The following is a 14,273-nucleotide window of genomic DNA, read 5'->3' as shown; positions in this document are numbered from 1 at the left end:
TCGCTTATCCTTGGTTACTTCCAACGCCCATGTCCCGAAAAGAAAAGACGGCCATCGATAGCAAATTCTGTCAATGCCGACCCTGTTCCGTCGAATAGGTAGAAGTGATGGCTCTGTCCGTCCACTCCATATTCAGTAGGTTGATAATTTCTTACCTGGGTGTTAGCAGTAGTCTCAGACTCAGCGGCCACTAAAGCACGTGAAACAAGACTAATGGGGTAGGTCCAAATCACCGACCCGGAGGCAGACGTTACTCTTCCCTCTGGCTCCATGCCTCGAATTAAGGCCGTCCCGTCAGAAAACTTTGCCCACTCGCCATCGCTATTGCTATCCGACTCGACAATGGAAGCTCCATTGACCGTGGGCATTGTGTCAAAATTATTAGCCCCCGATAGCCGCGCATACCGTGCATCAGCCTGAGAGGTCTTGGGAACGTCATCCGCACCTGTACCCACATTGGCTGCCGCCGCCGTCCCGGCATCCGAGATAGTGCTCAGCGGCTGGGTGCCGGTGTGCGTACTACGATCCCTAAGATCGGCTGCGTGGGCTCCGTCTACGAGATCGGCGTTCAGGCCGGTACCTGCCCCATCTACTGTCAGCAGCTTCGCCAGCACATCCGCTGCGTTGTAAGTTGAGGCATCCAGCTTCTGGCCCAGGGCGTTGGTCATGGTGGTGGCGAAGTTGGGGTCATCGCCCAAGGCCTGAGCCAACTCGTTCAAGGTGTCCAGAGCGCCAGGAGCTGCCGCCACCAGAGACGCAATCTCCATGTCGGTGTAGGACTTGGCATTGGCTTCTGCCTGGGCAGCAGCACCGGCAGGATCGAAGTCCTCGACGTCCTTCTGGGCCGCCGTGCCAATGAAGGTGGCCTGGGTCACCGCACCCCAACGAATCAGGGTGATCACGTCTGTGGCTTTGGTCACTGGCTGAGCCAGGGTGACACTGGTGCCGTTGTCGGCAGTGAAGTCATCACTGGCGAGCTGCACACCGTTGTACAGCACCTGGAGCAGGCCTACGTCGTAGTCCAGGGTGAAGCTGTCATTACCTGCCTGGTTCCGATACTCGTGCACATCGTAGACGCCCTCGACCACCGTGGTGGCATTCCGCCAACCCGCTGAGGTCCAGATTTTCAAGGCACCTTCGGTGGTGTCGAAATACAGGTCACCCACCTCCGGCGCATTGCCGGTAGGGCTTACTGCCGGCGGAGTGGCATAGTCGCCGTAGTAACGATCCAAGAAGGCATTCAGGTGCTCCTGGGCGCTGTTCTCGGACTGGGCAGCGTTGGTCTCGGACGCGGCAGCATCGGAGGCTGAGTTGGCGGCATCGTCGGCTCGGCCATCCGTAAAAGCGGCCTGGCTGTTGACGTGAGCCACCTGGCTGTCGATGTAGTCGACCCGGCCGTCAACGTGATCGACCTGGCCGTCGATATAGGTGCGATCGGCGGCTGTCGCCTGGGCGTCCTCGGCAGCCGAGACCTCACTCGCCTTGGCCTCCGCCGCGCTGGCCCTTGCCTCTTCCGCGTAAATCGGTGAATTGATATCGACCGACGTCTCGATGATCGTGACCTCTTCGGTCACTTCGATGATGGCCTGACCTTCAACTTTACTGCTCACCGGGTAACCTCCTGACTTAGCTTCATCCGGCCCTCAACGAGCCGGAAAATCTCTCCCGAGGACACCGTCACCTCGATGTCGTAGACCCCGGTGAGGAAGTCGTACTCGGCGGTTGTTTCGCCGGGGATGTCGATGGCGAATGCGCCGTTCTCGGCGTCCTCAATGACGATCAGCCCGTTGTCGGTCGAGGCCTCCATCAGCACCTGATCGTCAGGCTTGGCGTAACGGATCTGCATCCGAATCTCTGCACCGGCTAGGTTGACGGGCTCCTGGAGCGGGCCGGTCTTCCACACAAAGCTCCTGCGGTAGGTCGCCCCCTGCAGGATGACGATGTCCAGCTCTCCTGGATAAACCATGGCGACCTCAGATAAATCGGCGGGCCTTCACCCGGGCGGTGCCTCGGGCGTGGCCGTGGTTGACGTATTGGCGGGCAGAGAACACGCCTGACATGAAGCGCTGGTCGTGGTGGGCCGCCAGGTTCGGGTTGGCCCAGGCCTGCGGCATCATCAGCAGCCGATAGCGCGCGCCGTGCTCGATGACCTCGCCCCAGCGGTCGACGACGTCGTCCGGGGGCATCTTGTCGTGCTCAGGGCGGCAGGCGAGCTCACCGAAGATCAGGCTCTGCTTGGGCTTCTGCTGGAACACGATCAGCGCCGCCTCAGGCTGCTCCCAGCCTTCGCCTGCGAGCGTCTTCCGGCCATCGATGGTCAGGTATCGGATCCGCAAGGGCTCGCCGTCAGCAGCGGCGATCTGCGGGTAGTCGGTATTGGCAGCCACCACCACCGGCTCTCGCCTCTGCACCCAGACGTCTGCCTCAGTGCACAGGCGCCTGGCAGCCCGTGAGATGGCCTCTCGGATCGTTGCCCGGGGAGCCGGGATATCCATCAGGATCTCGTCGATCAGGTCATCCGTTCGCATTCTGCTCGCTCTCCGGTGTGACCAGGACATCGCCACGGCCCTTGCCCTGGACGGCGTTCATGAAGGCCTGGTAGTGGCTGCCGCTGCGCGCCGAGTTGGCCTGGCCTTCCGCGTCCTTGGCGAAGGCGCGGTAGAGCACGTAGTCGACCAGCGCGGTGGCATAGCGCTCGCTGACCAGCAGGGGGTCTGTACTGATCGCCGACAGGTCGTCGGTGGTGTGAGCGCCAGGGGACTGAACCACCAGCATGTCGATCTCGACGCCGCCCTCAGCAGGCGGGTACACCCAGAACACATCGGGCTTGCGCACGTCCTCCATGAACAGCTCGATGTCCTCGGTAGGGCGCTCGCTGCGCCAGGTGGGCCGCAGACGGTCCAGGCCGTCCCGATCGATGTTGCGGACAGCTCGACCCCTGGGGTTGCTGATCACGTCCATCAGGCGCAGGGCGGAGGCGGGCAGCTGCTGCCGCGCCCCCTCCACGAGCTCGTGCGTCACGATCTCGGAGTGAGCGTCGGGCCGTTCCACCGCGATGGCGGTATAGGCCTCGTTCAGCCAGTCGATCAGCTCGCTATCCGTCCAGCGGATACCGGTGCCGCGCTCCTGGAGAATGGCCTTGGCCCGAGCGATGACGGTGCCGACACTCGAGGCCATGGGTTAGACCTCTTTCATGTGTTTGACTTTCGCCAGAGCGGCTGTGTAGGCGACCACTCGGCCGTTCTTGGTGTTCTTGAGCAGGCGGGTCTCACCCTTGCCCTTGGGCTTGGCCGGGGATGGCTCAGGCTTGGCTTCAGCGGCTGGCTCGGCAGCTTGCGGCTCTTCGTCCGCGCCCTCGGTAGCCAGCTCCTCGAGCGCAGCACGGATGGTCTCGATGCCCTTGCGCTTATCGACGTCGGTGCCCAGGTGCTCTTTACCGATGGCTTCAAGCTCGTCCTTGGTCTCGGCGTCTTCGATCATCTTCAGCAGATCCATGAGGATCCTCCTTCGGTGTCAGGGGGATGGAAAAGCGCCGCCCCCTCGGAGGAAGGGGCGGCGTCGGCCTTACGCCTTCTCGGCGTAGAGGTGGCCGAAGGCGTCCGGGTCGATGACATCGAAGCCGAACACGTTCAGACCACGGACCAGTTCACCGAAGTCGCTGGGGTTGGCCAGGTTCTCCATCTTGGTCATCTGGGAGGCGAAGGTCAGAGCCTTCTTGTGACCGAAGATGATGTTGGTGGCCTGGCGACCGGTGGTGCCATCAACGACCTTGGAGGCGTTGTTGCTGACGTAGACCATGAAGCGGTCCAGCATGCCCACCTTGCCATTGCGGTAGACCGAGGTGTCGTCACCCATGGCGCTAGCGTCACGGAGATCGGACTTCTTCAGCATGCCGTTGGCCCAGGCCGGCAGGACGATGTAGCGGTTCTCGTCCGGCACGTTCTGCTCGTCGAGCACAGAGCCGCAATCCACGATCACGTCGAGGATGTTGGTTTTGTCGACGGCCACCGGCGCACCGGCCTCGCCCATGTTGTAGCCACCGGACTCGGCGCCGGCAGTGGCACCAGCGTTCTCGGCAGCGGCATCAGCATAGGACTCACCGAGGATCACCTTATCGATGGCGATCTTCATCTGCTGGCCGGCATCGTCGGACCAGTTGTCCATCAGCTGGATGTCAGCCTGGTACGCGTCCACGTCGTTCACCTCGAAGGCGAAGTATTTGGCGCGATCGATCTGCAGTTCGACCTTGTCGCTGGTCGGCTTCTCATAGTTGAGGCCGCCACCGATCTCGTAGTCGTTGATGGTGATGGACGGAGTGGTGCGGATCTGCACCGTGTCGCCCTGGTTCTTGATCTCTCCCTCGTAGTCAGTGTTGGAGATTTCAGCGAACACAGTGCGCTGGTACAGCTTTTCGATCATCTTTCCAGACCAGACCTCCGGGATAAAACCGGAGGAGGAAGAGCTGGAGTAGTCAGGGTGCTGAGCACCACGAGTCGGACCTGCCATGGTGAATTACCTCTTTTGTCGCCTCACGGCGAGGAATCGGAAACCGCCAGGGGTCAGCCGGTAACCCGGCCTTCCGCCTGTGCGGCGAAAATGTCGGCTTCGAGCTCCTCGGCCTTCTTGCCTTTCACGCGACCGGACGTCTTGTCACGGTAGAACTGCCGGATCTCTGCCCGCGTCCACTGCTTCTGCCCACTTCCCTGCGGTGCATCGCTGGTACGGGTGGAGTGAGGGGTCACCTCGTCATCCGGGATCTCGCGCTGCTTGGTCTTGCCGGATCGCTCTTTGTAGAGCTTGAAGACCTCCGCCACCCCATAGGCGTCATTGCGCTTTTGCGCAGACGACAGGCTCTGCTGGTACTGCTCGCCGGTCTGGGGATCGAAGCCCGCCAGGAAGCTGAGGAAGCCGGGATCCTGGTTCACCTGCTTGAAGTCGGGCACCAGCCGCTCCAGGTCGACCCAGAAGCGGGCCTGAGCATCCACCTGGCGGTCTTCCTCGATGGAGGAGAGACGCTGGTTGAGCTGCTCGAGCTCTTCGGGAGTCTTCGCTGTAGTGCTGCCTGCCTGGCTCTGGATGAGGGCCACCAGGTCATCGACCATCTCGTCACCGTAGGTCTCGCGCATGCGATTCAGGTCCAGGTTGCCGTTACCATCGGTAGGCTCTGGTCCCGCCTGTTTCGCTTTGGCGAGCTCGGTGTCCTTGTCGGAGAGCTGTTTCTCCAGCGCGCGCACCTTCTGATGCAGCTCCGGCACCTCGCGGTTGTACTTGCCCTGAATGACGTCATGCCGGTGCTTCCAGTACGCAGCGTCCTGGTCGCGGGGCGTCTCGTCCTTCGGGGGTTCTTCCTGCTTGGTGGGGGAGGGTTGCTTCTCGGCGGCTGCCTGTTGCTCAGCGTCAGGCTTACCGGATTGCTCCTTGGCCTCTACGTCCTCGCGGGAGTCGTCCTCAGGACGGTCTTCCTGCTTCGGCTTGTAGTGGTCAGCAGCAGCGGCGGCTTGGCGTTGAACACTCTTGGGTAGGGACATCTTCTGCTCCTGTGGCGCCTCACGGCGCGACGTGTGAGCCGGACTATCGCCGGGGTTCACGATCTGGGTTGCGGGTTCTCCCTCTGCCTGCAGTGCAGCGGAGAGCGCTTCCCACGACAAAGGTCACTGGGTGAGTCAGAGACCTTTGCGGTGGGGCCGGGTCACCCCCGGCCACGCGTCAATTGTATCGAGTCCTGATCACCTCGGAGGACCGGTCGAGCCTCTCGATCAGGTGCCGGAGCTCTTTGGCCCGGCCCTGGGCCTTAGATATTTCCGAGCCCTCGGGTATCTGCTCCAGGGAATCGCGGCACTCCGCCAGGCGCTCCTCCAGGTATGCGCGCAGCACCTTGCCCTCCGGGGAGGCTGCCAGGCGCGCCATGGCCTTCCAGCTGCGCTCGTCCATTGCCATCGGTTGCTCCTTGTGCTTGGTTCAGCAGGGACATGATCTCCATCAGCAGCTTCTGCGCCTCGAGGGGCGCCATCGCCTGACTGATCTGGGTGTCCGACTGGGTCTGCGCGGTCTCCGCCTGGGTGTGCTGGGCGTCGGCCTGGGTCTTGGCCACGTCGGCCCCGTACTTCTGGGCCTTGCCCTGGCGCTCTGCGATCTCCGCCTGGAGCTTGGCCATGGACAGCTGCTGCTGCACCTTGGCCTGCTCGGCCTGCTGGGCGGCCTGGCGCTCCATCTCTTCCTTGGTGGGAACGATGCCCGGCATGTCCAGGCGCTCGGCGATGGTGTCCAGCAGCCGGCGGCGAGCCTCCCGGCCGAGAATGCTCATGTCGAGCTCGTTGCCGGTGAGCTGCAGGAACTGGCTGCGCAGCTGGTTGGTCTGCTCGCGCATCAGCATGGCGCTGGATCCGCGCGCGACCACAGCGACGTCGCCCTTGATCGAGTTGTCGCTGCTGTACTGCATGTTGTGCAGCCAGAGCGCCTCGATGGCCATACGGATCACGCCACGGTCGATGTGGCGAATGGCGTCCTTGATGCCCTTGTTTGCCGACTCCATCAGCATGGACAGGCCGCTGGCGGTCTCGCCGGCACCGCCCACACCCTCGTTCCCGTATATGTAGCGGGGGATGTTGGTGGCGTCGTCGGCCTTGCGCTCGAAAGTGTCGTAGACCGTCAGCAGCTCGCCGGCGTTCGAGTTCGGCTGGAAGAAGCGGATGGCGGGGTTGTTGCTCGCCAGGGCGCCTTCCTTGGTGCGCCAGACCTTCCACGGGTAGATGTCGCTCGGATCTTCGGTCGCCTCCAGGCGGTCCTCGTAGACCTCGACCTGGGGCCCGGAGGAGATCGCAAGGTTGTTTACCAGGCCTCGCGCGGTCGCGTTGCAGACGTCTTGCACGTCGGCCATGAGCTCGGGGATGGCGGTGCCCCAGAACGAGCCAGGGACGCCCTGGAACGAGGCCCCGTTGATCGGGCGGCGCTCCAGAGGGTCGCGGTTGATCTTGGCCCGAATCACGTAGTTGCCGATCAGGATCGCCTCGACCTCGTACTCGGCCAGCGGGTCGGGGACGTCGTCAGGGTTGACGCCCCACTGCAGCAGGGTGGTGCCCTGGGCGCCGCCGTAGTAGATCAAGCCGTCGATCGTGCCGCCGGGGTTACTCCACTGGTGCTCTTTGCCCTCGAGCTCCTCGCGCTCGCCGTCGTTCCAGATCCAGTCGCGCAGACCGCCCTGGCCATACTCGCGGAGCACGGTGCGGATGCTGTCGTCACTGTAGCCGGCCACTCCCAGCATCTCGTTGAGCTGGCCCCGGGTGAACCTGGCGCGCTCGATCAGGTAAGCGCCGTCCTGAGTGGTGGTCGAGTCCGGTGACGGGTAGATGTCGAACGGGGAGACCCGGACGAACTGGGGCTGGATCTCGCTCACCTTGATGGGCTGCCAGCCTTCACGCCATGCGAGTGTCGGCTTGCGGACCAGCACCGGGCCCCGGACGAACGCGGAGGGGAAGGTGACGAAGTCATCGATGAAGGCCTCCAGGGCCTCGTCCCAGCCGCCCTCGGCGAGCTGGTCGTCGATCACCACCTCGTGGCGCTCTGCCGCCTTCTCGGCCGCCTCCTGGGCGGCCTGGCGGATCTGTTCCTTGGCCTGCTCCATGAGCTGCGCCATGTCCACCTGCTGGCCCTGCTGCTGGAGCTCGAGGGCCTGCTGGCGGATCTGGCCGATCATCGGCTTGAGGTAGGCGTCAGGCACCTCGGCCACCGGTGTCGGCGAGAGGCCCCAAGGCTTCTCGTTCACCGGCATCAGGATGTCGCGGATCCAGGCAGCGGCTGCGCGGCACTTGGTGGCCGTCAGCATCATGTAAATCTCGGAGCCGCCTTCCTTGCGGATGTTGGCCAACTTGCTCGGGTCGTAGACCCCTTTGCGACGGCGGAGGCAGTCCAGGAGGCGGTAGTCGATGTCGCGCCTGGCGGCCTTGGCGTCCTCCCAGGAACGGCGGATATGCGAGGCCAGGGAGCTCTCGACGAGCATGCGTCGACGCTCCTCCTGCTCCTGCATCTCGGCCTCGATCTCCTGCTGCCGCAGGTCAGAGGCTGACTGGTAGTGAAGAAGGCCTAGACCTGCCATCAGTTAGCCCCCTGCGTCAGCGCCTTGTAGATGGCCGCATCCACTGCCTTACGGTCGCGACGGCGACGCATCATGTTGCGACGCATCGGCCCAAGCTGGTTGAAGAGGTTGCGCAGATATTCCGCTGGATCTTCAAGGAGTTCGAGTAGTTTTACAGTGAAGGTGACGCCGAGATCGCCCTCCACGTCGAAGGCGATGCGGATGCCAGGCTCGGGGTGGGAAACCTTCTCCTGGATCACGATGGTGTCGATCTGGACATGGCCGACATCTGGACGGTGGCGCTTCGACGGCACCGGGATGCCATGGCGGGTGAGCTCCTCGGCAATCTGCCGACCGTAGTCGCGCATCGTCGCCACCACCTGATCGTGGCTCATGCCTGTCAGGCGATAGGCGGTGCGCCCTGCTCGGGCGACATCTCGCTGGGTGTGCTGCTGTGGTTGCATGGTGCCTCCCGGCAGGATGTTATGTGTGGGCGCCCCAGCCACCGCGCTCTCGGCGGGCAGGGCGGCTGGCCGGCAATTGCGTGAGCTTGAACAGCGGGGCGCGTGCCAGCGTCTCGAAGGCCTTGGCGCCGTGAGAGGCCCAGTCGTGCCGAGGCCTGTCCTTGTAGACGCCGCGCTTCTCGTCCCATTCCTTGCGGTAATTATCCAGGCATTTGACCCCTTGCTCGCACGCCTCCTCGTCGAACCAACACATCGGCAGGAAGTTGCGCACGGCCTGGATGCCCTCGGCCTGGTTGGAGATCCTGCTCACGATCTCGAAGCGGATGCCGAACTCCTTGGCCTTGTCGGCGCGGCTCATGCCGGTGCCGAGCTCTCGGACTGCCAGGTCGTGGGGGCCGAAGTGCCCGCCATACCGGTAGCCTTTCTTGTTCAGGATGTCGGCGTAGTACTCGATGCCTTCCCCCTCGCCCTCGAGGTAGTCCACCAGGTGGACCTCCCGGCCGACGACCTGGGCAAACCAGATGCACATCGTGTCGTTCATGCCCAGATCCCAGGCGGTATAGACCGGCAGGCTCGGGTTGACGTGGACCTGGCTGGTGATGCGCTTGTCCTTGCGGGCGTCGCGCATCTGGGTGGCGTAGTAGGCGCCCTCGATCGACTGGGCGAATGCCTCGTCCGGGGTGGACGGGTACTCCCGCTGCATGTCGTCTTGGAGCTTCTCCGCCTTCTTGGCGTACCAGGCCTGCTGGCCGGGGGTGGTCGGGATCCCATGCTTGTGCTCGAGATCCTCGAAGTACTCGCGCAGCCGCTGGGGGATCGGCACCCCCTCCGGGTCCATGGTGTAGCTGGGCTCGCCCCACCAGGGGAAGAAGTGGAACTGGAAATCGAGCTCGGTCAGTGGGCGACCTTCGTCCTGCAGGTTGCGCGCGGACTGGCAGTAGTCGAAGAAGTAGCCCTCGCGGCCCTCGGCGGTCGACTCCAGGGTGATGACGTTGCCAATGCCCACCGCCTCGAAGGCGCCGGTGACGATCTCCTGAGCCTTGTGCGGGAACTGTTTGCAGATTTTCCCGAACTCGGAGACGTGCAAGCGCTGCAGGGTGCCGCCACGGTAGGAGGTCGAGACCTTGATGCTCGAGCCGTTGGTGAACGTGTAGCTGCCTGATCCACCCTTGTCGCTCTTGGCCCTGGGGATCGCGAAGCCGAGCGCCGTCTTGCAGATCCGGCGCCATGACGGGTCGATGTTCTCGAAGGCGAAAACGATCTTGTTCTGGAAGATGTCCTGGGCGTCTTCCAGCTTGTGGCAGATACAGCCAGCGCTGAAGTTGTCCCGGAACAGGCAGTCGTCCAGGGCGTCGATCATCTCGAACGTCGTGAAGCCGAGCTGGCGGGCTTTCAGGATGATGTTGAGGACGTGGTCATTGATGTACCGCTCACGCTGGGCGTGGTTCGGGCGGAATCGGACCTTGCGGCCCTTCTTGTCCTTGATGTGGTACAGCGACGCTAGGCGGAACCATTTCAGTGACATGGCCTCGCGTAGATCCGCAGGATCGGTCAGCCGTCCTTTGGCGTGCGCCCGGAGATAGGCCTCGGCGCGCTTGACCTCTTTCTCGCGATCAGTCCTGGTCATCGTCCGCAGGCGCCACGCTCCGCATCATCTGCTCGAACGTCTGCTCTTCGTCGTCATCGTCGTCGTCGAGACCGTAGGCCAAGCGCTCATGTTTCAGCAGGCGATCCAGGGCCTGGGTGCCGTGGCCCATAGCCTTGCCGAAGTACTCCAGGGGCTGGTCGATCTCCACCAGGTTGCCGTTGCGGTCGAGGGTGGTGACCTTGTCGGCCGCCATCTGGTTGCCCAGCAGGGTGGCGTAGCGCTCCTCGAGCTCACGCCAGCGCTGCAGGCGGACGCGGTGACCGTGGACGACACCGGCATTCTCCTGGGCGGCCAGTTCGACAATGGCCTCGTCGCTGGAGGGATCCAGGCCATCCAGGTGGGCATCGTCCATGCGGCGGGAGATTTTCTCCCGGGTGCGCTGGCGGACCTTCTCGGTCAGATCCTGGGCCCAGTTGCGCTTCTTGGCGCGGGTACTGATGGTCGAGGGGTGAGGCCCGTACCGGCGGGAAAGTTCCTGGAGGGACAAGCGACCGGTGCGATATTCGCGCTCGATCGCCTCCCAGTCATAGCGTTGTCTTGGCATATGCGTCGCGGTGCCCTCACGGGCAGCGCCTCCATAAAAAGATGCCCGGGCGTCTCTCGACGTGCCGGGCGGGGGTCGGGCGGCGTCTCTCGACGTGGCCCTACCGCGTACCGTTGCGCGGTGCGGAGATGACGATCACCCCCTTATGCCTCACGGCTGCGGAATCGTTGCTGCTTTGCAGTTGCGACACTCGGATTATACCGCCGGTGCCACAGTGTCGACGGGCGGGCAGGCTGTTTTAGGCCGAAGATGGTGGCCCAGGACCTTCTCTGATTTTGAGGAACAACCAGCCGCCAGAAATGTCTCAATGGACTGGTCTCGGTAGTCACGGATGTTGGTGCTGAAGCATTTTGGGGTCAGGCCTCCTCCCCAAGAAATCTGTGCGCGGCCCGCTCCACTCGCGTAGGTCAATCAGGAATCGTTGATAGATCGCTAATTGGGCTGTTGCCACCAACTCCTCCTGAGAATATCCTGCGGCCGCTTTAGTCAACCATCAGGAGTAGCAGAGGTGAACAAGTATGTGGTCGAGAGCTACCTGACCCCCAAGCGTCGTCAGTTGAGATGGGCAGTGGTCAGGCTTACTCGGCATTTCAGCGAAGAAAGCAGGGAAGTAGTGTCGCGTCATGCGCGTGAGGCAGATGCTCGCGCCGAAGCGGCCGCTTTATCGTTCAATCCACGTCCTGCCACCTAAGCTATCCTAAGAGTTACTCTTTCGGTTGCTATGAGGTTCCCAAATGCCCGCCAGATTTCAGGTTCGCTCAGTGCTTACCGACCCGGACAGCGCAAAGGTCGACTATTGGCAGGTGGTAGACACACACCTGAACGACGACGTAATTGCCTCCTATCACGATTGTGAGGCTGCTGAACGAGAAGCTGATAAGCGCAACCGCGATAGCGAGTCTGACTGAGCGCTACAATTGCTCACCTCGTTTTAATCTCGTCCATGAACGAGCGGGGTGCCTGGGTTTGCTGGCGTTGCCTGCTACCGAGGAAGAACCCCATCACGCTGCTGACCAGGCCTGCGGCAATACCCGTCACCGCGATGTCGGCATACCGCTCGCCGGTGGGCGTCAGCTCAATGAACGTCACCGCGCCGATGTAGCCGAACACTGCAACGATCACCAGGGTGCCGAGCAGGTACACGAAATTCTTGGCCAGCCAGCCGGCGTTGTCGGCCTGGAGCGTGGCGACCTGCATCGCCCGGGCGTCCTGGCGGTCGTTCAGGTAGAGGCGAGTCAGTTCGATGTCGAGCTCGCGGAGCCTGGTCTTGGCCGCCTCGGGGTCAGCCTGCACCTGGTCCACTACCGCCTGCGGCGCAGCCTCAGTACCCAGTGCGTCAGCGACGCGCTTACCCAGAGCACTACCGACCAGAGCACCAGCGCCAGGTACAACGGCATTGCCAGCCGCTGCGCCTGCAACCTGAGCCATGCCCGGGGCTGCCTCCTTGAGCGCCTGGCCCACGCTCGGGGCGATCTCCGAGAGGAATCCACCTACATCACTCCAGTTCATTCGCTGTTCTCCAGGATGATGGCGGCGCTGCCGGTCCAGTCCGGGCTGGCGACCATCTCCTGGGTCGCCCGGCACTGCTGCAGCTCCTGCTCCAGCTGAGTCACCCGGCGGCGAAGATTCCAGGCATGGCCCTTTTCGTCGTCGAGCGCCTCGCTCTTGTCGATGGCCTCTGCCTCGAAGCCGCCAGCCTTGGCCTGCTCCTCGGAGAGTGAGTAGGTCAGCCCATACACGGCTGCCCGATAGGCGGCCACCGTGTCGACGTACTCCTCGCGGATCGCTGCCTTGTCGAACGTCTGCGCGACACCGAAGGCGGCGGCCAGGCAGAACGACCACAAGAATCCACGGTAAAGGCGCCTGTATCGCCTGACCTGGGCGTTGATCGCCTTGTACTCGTTCTGAGTCATTTCTTGTCACCCTTGACGCCCAGCAGGCGGTCGATTCGTGTCTCCAGTTTCACCATGCCGACGTAGCCAATGCCGGCACCAATGCCGGCGGCCCAGGACGGGTCGGCACCAAGGGTGATTGAGATCGGCACCATGCCGTAGCTGGCAAGTCCCACCATCGGAACCTCCAACCACTTGCGCGGCGGACGGGGCGGCAGGGAGCCGAGGATCTTCAGTCCCGCCATGGTCATTGCGGCAATCGCGGCGCTTACGGGGGGCTCAGCAGTGAACTCCCGGAAGGACAGCCAGGCCGTCAGAAGCAGGTCTGGCATGGCGCACCTCTCAGCTCGCAGATCGCCGATCTGACCTCGCCAGAGCGTTGATGAGGGGGAGGAACGAGAGCATGGTCAGCGAGACCAGGGCCCGCCACACGGCGAACCTCGTATCGCCCTCGAGGGGCATGGTGTAGTCGGTCAGTCGCAGCGCGATCAGCGCAGCGCAGATACCCAGCACCAATTCGACAGCGAACCTGGCGCTGGCGTCCTTCATTGATCGCAGCGCCGTGACGCACCGATAGACGATGTAGGCCCCCAGCGGGATGTGCGCACCACCGAGAACCTCTGCCAGAACCTCGCTCATACAGCCGACTCCTTGACCACGCGGTCGTACCAGGTGGCGTCGTCGTGGGCGAAGGTGCCGCCGACCTCGACGTAGGCCCGGGCCAGCTTCTCCATCGAGTTCTCGTGCTGGCCATAGCCGGCACCAGGGAGAGACGCCCAGATATTGCGGCAGCGGTCTACCGCCTGGGTGAACTCACCAGCCTGGACGAGCGGCAGGGCGCGCTGCTCTTTGATCTGCTGGATGGCATAGCGGTCCTGGCTCTCGGGCCCGAAGTCGGGCAGGCCGAGCTGGTCGCGGTAGTGGGGCCAGTAACGGGAGAGGATCTGGTAGCGACCGGCTGCGGTCGACCAGAGGCCTGGGCGGTACTCCACGGCGTGACCACGCGGCAGCGGGTGCGTGCTGTAGTCATCGAACAGGGACATCCGGCTTGGCAGGGATCCGACCAGGACGTCATAGCCGTCGTCAGACATGGCGAGCATGGAATCGCCTATCTCGGACACGGCCAGCATATCTAGGAAGGCGCAGACGTTTAGTCCGCCCGCCTGGTCGGGGGAAATGCGGGGCATGGTAACCTCCAGCGCCATCACGGCGTGAGAGAAGAGGAACGCCGGGTGTCCCGGTCAAGGTAAAGCTCCGGCGGTTTTATCCGGCAGGGCCTTGGAAAGATAGCTTCATCAGGTCACGACTCATGACGCCGGGAAAGCGACACGATGAAATCGTACTCAGCAATATAGGGTGTGTTTATTACCTCTCTGATGATCATTGGCTCACCAAAAAAGGACATCTTGTCGCAAACTTTGGGATCATCCTCGACGTAGGCAGAGCGTGGGAATTGGCCATCGACCTTGCTTGCCAGAGCAATAACCTTTTTCACCATGTCTCCATCAGATCATTAACTGTTGGAATGGATGCGCCGGCACGCCATTCAAGATAATCGTTACCTGGTAGCACGGCCTTACGAAGACGCCCCGGCTCATGAGCCGGGGCGCAGTTCTCGATGCTGAATATAGCCTAGGGGAAACTGATGCAGATG

Annotated in this window: 17 protein-coding genes; all 17 read right to left on the bottom strand. The window is 62.9% G+C overall.

Annotated features, from left to right (window positions below; translation table 11 throughout):
• Nucleotides 1-14: 14 nt before the first annotated feature.
• Nucleotides 15-1,610, bottom strand: a complete 1,596-nt coding sequence (locus tag C9F12_RS22820; RefSeq protein ID WP_205254702.1) for a hypothetical protein — start codon at nucleotides 1,608-1,610, stop codon at nucleotides 15-17.
• Complete coding sequence (locus C9F12_RS14615) at nucleotides 1,607-1,966, bottom strand: hypothetical protein (RefSeq protein WP_108449355.1); 360 nt, start codon at nucleotides 1,964-1,966, stop codon at nucleotides 1,607-1,609. Before C9F12_RS14615 ends, C9F12_RS22820 begins: the two co-directional genes overlap by 4 nt.
• 7 nt (nucleotides 1,967-1,973) lie before the next feature.
• Complete coding sequence (locus C9F12_RS14610) at nucleotides 1,974-2,528, bottom strand: hypothetical protein (protein WP_108449354.1); 555 nt, start codon at nucleotides 2,526-2,528, stop codon at nucleotides 1,974-1,976.
• Nucleotides 2,515-3,177, bottom strand: coding sequence for a DUF6682 family protein (locus C9F12_RS14605; protein ID WP_108449353.1), 663 nt, complete (start codon nucleotides 3,175-3,177; stop codon nucleotides 2,515-2,517). The genes C9F12_RS14610 and C9F12_RS14605 overlap by 14 nt, the downstream gene beginning before the upstream one ends.
• Before the next feature lie 3 nt (nucleotides 3,178-3,180).
• Nucleotides 3,181-3,495, bottom strand: coding sequence for a hypothetical protein (locus C9F12_RS14600; protein ID WP_108449352.1), 315 nt, complete (start codon nucleotides 3,493-3,495; stop codon nucleotides 3,181-3,183).
• Between the two features lie 69 nt (nucleotides 3,496-3,564).
• Nucleotides 3,565-4,506, bottom strand: a complete 942-nt coding sequence (locus C9F12_RS14595; RefSeq protein WP_108449351.1) for a P22 phage major capsid protein family protein — start codon at nucleotides 4,504-4,506, stop codon at nucleotides 3,565-3,567.
• 53 nt (nucleotides 4,507-4,559) lie between these two features.
• Entirely contained in the window at nucleotides 4,560-5,528 is a 969-nt protein-coding gene (locus C9F12_RS14590; protein ID WP_108449350.1) for a hypothetical protein, read from the bottom strand.
• Between the two features lie 263 nt (nucleotides 5,529-5,791).
• Nucleotides 5,792-8,092, bottom strand: a complete 2,301-nt coding sequence (locus C9F12_RS14585) for a hypothetical protein (protein ID WP_108449349.1) — start codon at nucleotides 8,090-8,092, stop codon at nucleotides 5,792-5,794.
• On the bottom strand, nucleotides 8,092-8,535 hold the full coding sequence (locus C9F12_RS14580; RefSeq protein ID WP_108449348.1) for a hypothetical protein: 444 nt from the start codon (nucleotides 8,533-8,535) through the stop codon (nucleotides 8,092-8,094). The genes C9F12_RS14585 and C9F12_RS14580 overlap by 1 nt, the downstream gene beginning before the upstream one ends.
• A 19-nt stretch (nucleotides 8,536-8,554) precedes the next feature.
• Nucleotides 8,555-10,162: a terminase gene (locus tag C9F12_RS14575; protein ID WP_108449347.1), complete on the bottom strand. Its 1,608-nt coding sequence runs from the start codon at nucleotides 10,160-10,162 to the stop codon at nucleotides 8,555-8,557.
• Nucleotides 10,149-10,727: a hypothetical protein gene (locus C9F12_RS14570; protein WP_108449346.1), complete on the bottom strand. Its 579-nt coding sequence runs from the start codon at nucleotides 10,725-10,727 to the stop codon at nucleotides 10,149-10,151. The genes C9F12_RS14575 and C9F12_RS14570 overlap by 14 nt, the downstream gene beginning before the upstream one ends.
• A gap of 921 nt (nucleotides 10,728-11,648) precedes the next feature.
• The gene (locus C9F12_RS14565; protein ID WP_205254701.1) at nucleotides 11,649-12,236 is read right to left on the bottom strand and encodes a hypothetical protein; all 588 of its coding nucleotides are present in this window, start codon (nucleotides 12,234-12,236) and stop codon (nucleotides 11,649-11,651) included.
• Nucleotides 12,233-12,640: a hypothetical protein gene (locus tag C9F12_RS14560; RefSeq protein ID WP_108449345.1), complete on the bottom strand. Its 408-nt coding sequence runs from the start codon at nucleotides 12,638-12,640 to the stop codon at nucleotides 12,233-12,235. Before C9F12_RS14560 ends, C9F12_RS14565 begins: the two co-directional genes overlap by 4 nt.
• Nucleotides 12,637-12,951 (bottom strand): phage holin family protein, encoded by a 315-nt coding sequence (locus tag C9F12_RS14555; protein ID WP_108449344.1) that lies wholly within the window; start codon nucleotides 12,949-12,951, stop codon nucleotides 12,637-12,639. The genes C9F12_RS14560 and C9F12_RS14555 overlap by 4 nt, the downstream gene beginning before the upstream one ends.
• Before the next feature lie 10 nt (nucleotides 12,952-12,961).
• Entirely contained in the window at nucleotides 12,962-13,258 is a 297-nt protein-coding gene (locus C9F12_RS14550) for a hypothetical protein (protein WP_108449343.1), read from the bottom strand.
• Nucleotides 13,255-13,806 (bottom strand): glycoside hydrolase family 104 protein, encoded by a 552-nt coding sequence (locus C9F12_RS14545; RefSeq protein ID WP_108449342.1) that lies wholly within the window; start codon nucleotides 13,804-13,806, stop codon nucleotides 13,255-13,257. Before C9F12_RS14545 ends, C9F12_RS14550 begins: the two co-directional genes overlap by 4 nt.
• Nucleotides 13,807-13,919: 113 nt before the next feature.
• Nucleotides 13,920-14,114: a hypothetical protein gene (locus C9F12_RS14540; protein ID WP_162816492.1), complete on the bottom strand. Its 195-nt coding sequence runs from the start codon at nucleotides 14,112-14,114 to the stop codon at nucleotides 13,920-13,922.
• Nucleotides 14,115-14,273: the final 159 nt, after the last annotated feature.

The sequence above is a fragment of the Halomonas sp. BN3-1 genome (assembly GCF_003056325.1).
Lineage (GTDB): Bacteria > Pseudomonadota > Gammaproteobacteria > Pseudomonadales > Halomonadaceae > Halomonas > Halomonas litopenaei.
This window is presented reverse-complemented; position numbering and strand designations above follow the sequence as displayed.

Excerpts from the sequence above, each read along its gene's own strand:
- C9F12_RS14615 (WP_108449355.1), bottom strand. The coding sequence starts at position 1,966 with ATGGTTTATCCAGGAGAGCTGGACATCGTCATCCTGCAGGGGGCGACC.
- C9F12_RS14580 (WP_108449348.1), bottom strand. The coding sequence starts at position 8,535 with ATGCAACCACAGCAGCACACCCAGCGAGATGTCGCCCGAGCAGGGCGC.
- C9F12_RS14595 (WP_108449351.1), bottom strand. The coding sequence starts at position 4,506 with ATGGCAGGTCCGACTCGTGGTGCTCAGCACCCTGACTACTCCAGCTCT.
- C9F12_RS14550 (WP_108449343.1), bottom strand. The coding sequence starts at position 13,258 with ATGAGCGAGGTTCTGGCAGAGGTTCTCGGTGGTGCGCACATCCCGCTG.
- C9F12_RS14600 (WP_108449352.1), bottom strand. The coding sequence starts at position 3,495 with ATGGATCTGCTGAAGATGATCGAAGACGCCGAGACCAAGGACGAGCTT.
- C9F12_RS14585 (WP_108449349.1), bottom strand. The coding sequence starts at position 8,092 with ATGGCAGGTCTAGGCCTTCTTCACTACCAGTCAGCCTCTGACCTGCGG.
- C9F12_RS14545 (WP_108449342.1), bottom strand. The coding sequence starts at position 13,806 with ATGCCCCGCATTTCCCCCGACCAGGCGGGCGGACTAAACGTCTGCGCC.
- C9F12_RS14610 (WP_108449354.1), bottom strand. The coding sequence starts at position 2,528 with ATGCGAACGGATGACCTGATCGACGAGATCCTGATGGATATCCCGGCT.
- C9F12_RS14555 (WP_108449344.1), bottom strand. The coding sequence starts at position 12,951 with ATGCCAGACCTGCTTCTGACGGCCTGGCTGTCCTTCCGGGAGTTCACT.
- C9F12_RS14570 (WP_108449346.1), bottom strand. The coding sequence starts at position 10,727 with ATGCCAAGACAACGCTATGACTGGGAGGCGATCGAGCGCGAATATCGC.
- C9F12_RS14565 (WP_205254701.1), bottom strand. The coding sequence starts at position 12,236 with ATGAACTGGAGTGATGTAGGTGGATTCCTCTCGGAGATCGCCCCGAGC.
- C9F12_RS14590 (WP_108449350.1), bottom strand. The coding sequence starts at position 5,528 with ATGTCCCTACCCAAGAGTGTTCAACGCCAAGCCGCCGCTGCTGCTGAC.
- C9F12_RS14605 (WP_108449353.1), bottom strand. The coding sequence starts at position 3,177 with ATGGCCTCGAGTGTCGGCACCGTCATCGCTCGGGCCAAGGCCATTCTC.
- C9F12_RS14560 (WP_108449345.1), bottom strand. The coding sequence starts at position 12,640 with ATGACTCAGAACGAGTACAAGGCGATCAACGCCCAGGTCAGGCGATAC.
- C9F12_RS14575 (WP_108449347.1), bottom strand. The coding sequence starts at position 10,162 with ATGACCAGGACTGATCGCGAGAAAGAGGTCAAGCGCGCCGAGGCCTAT.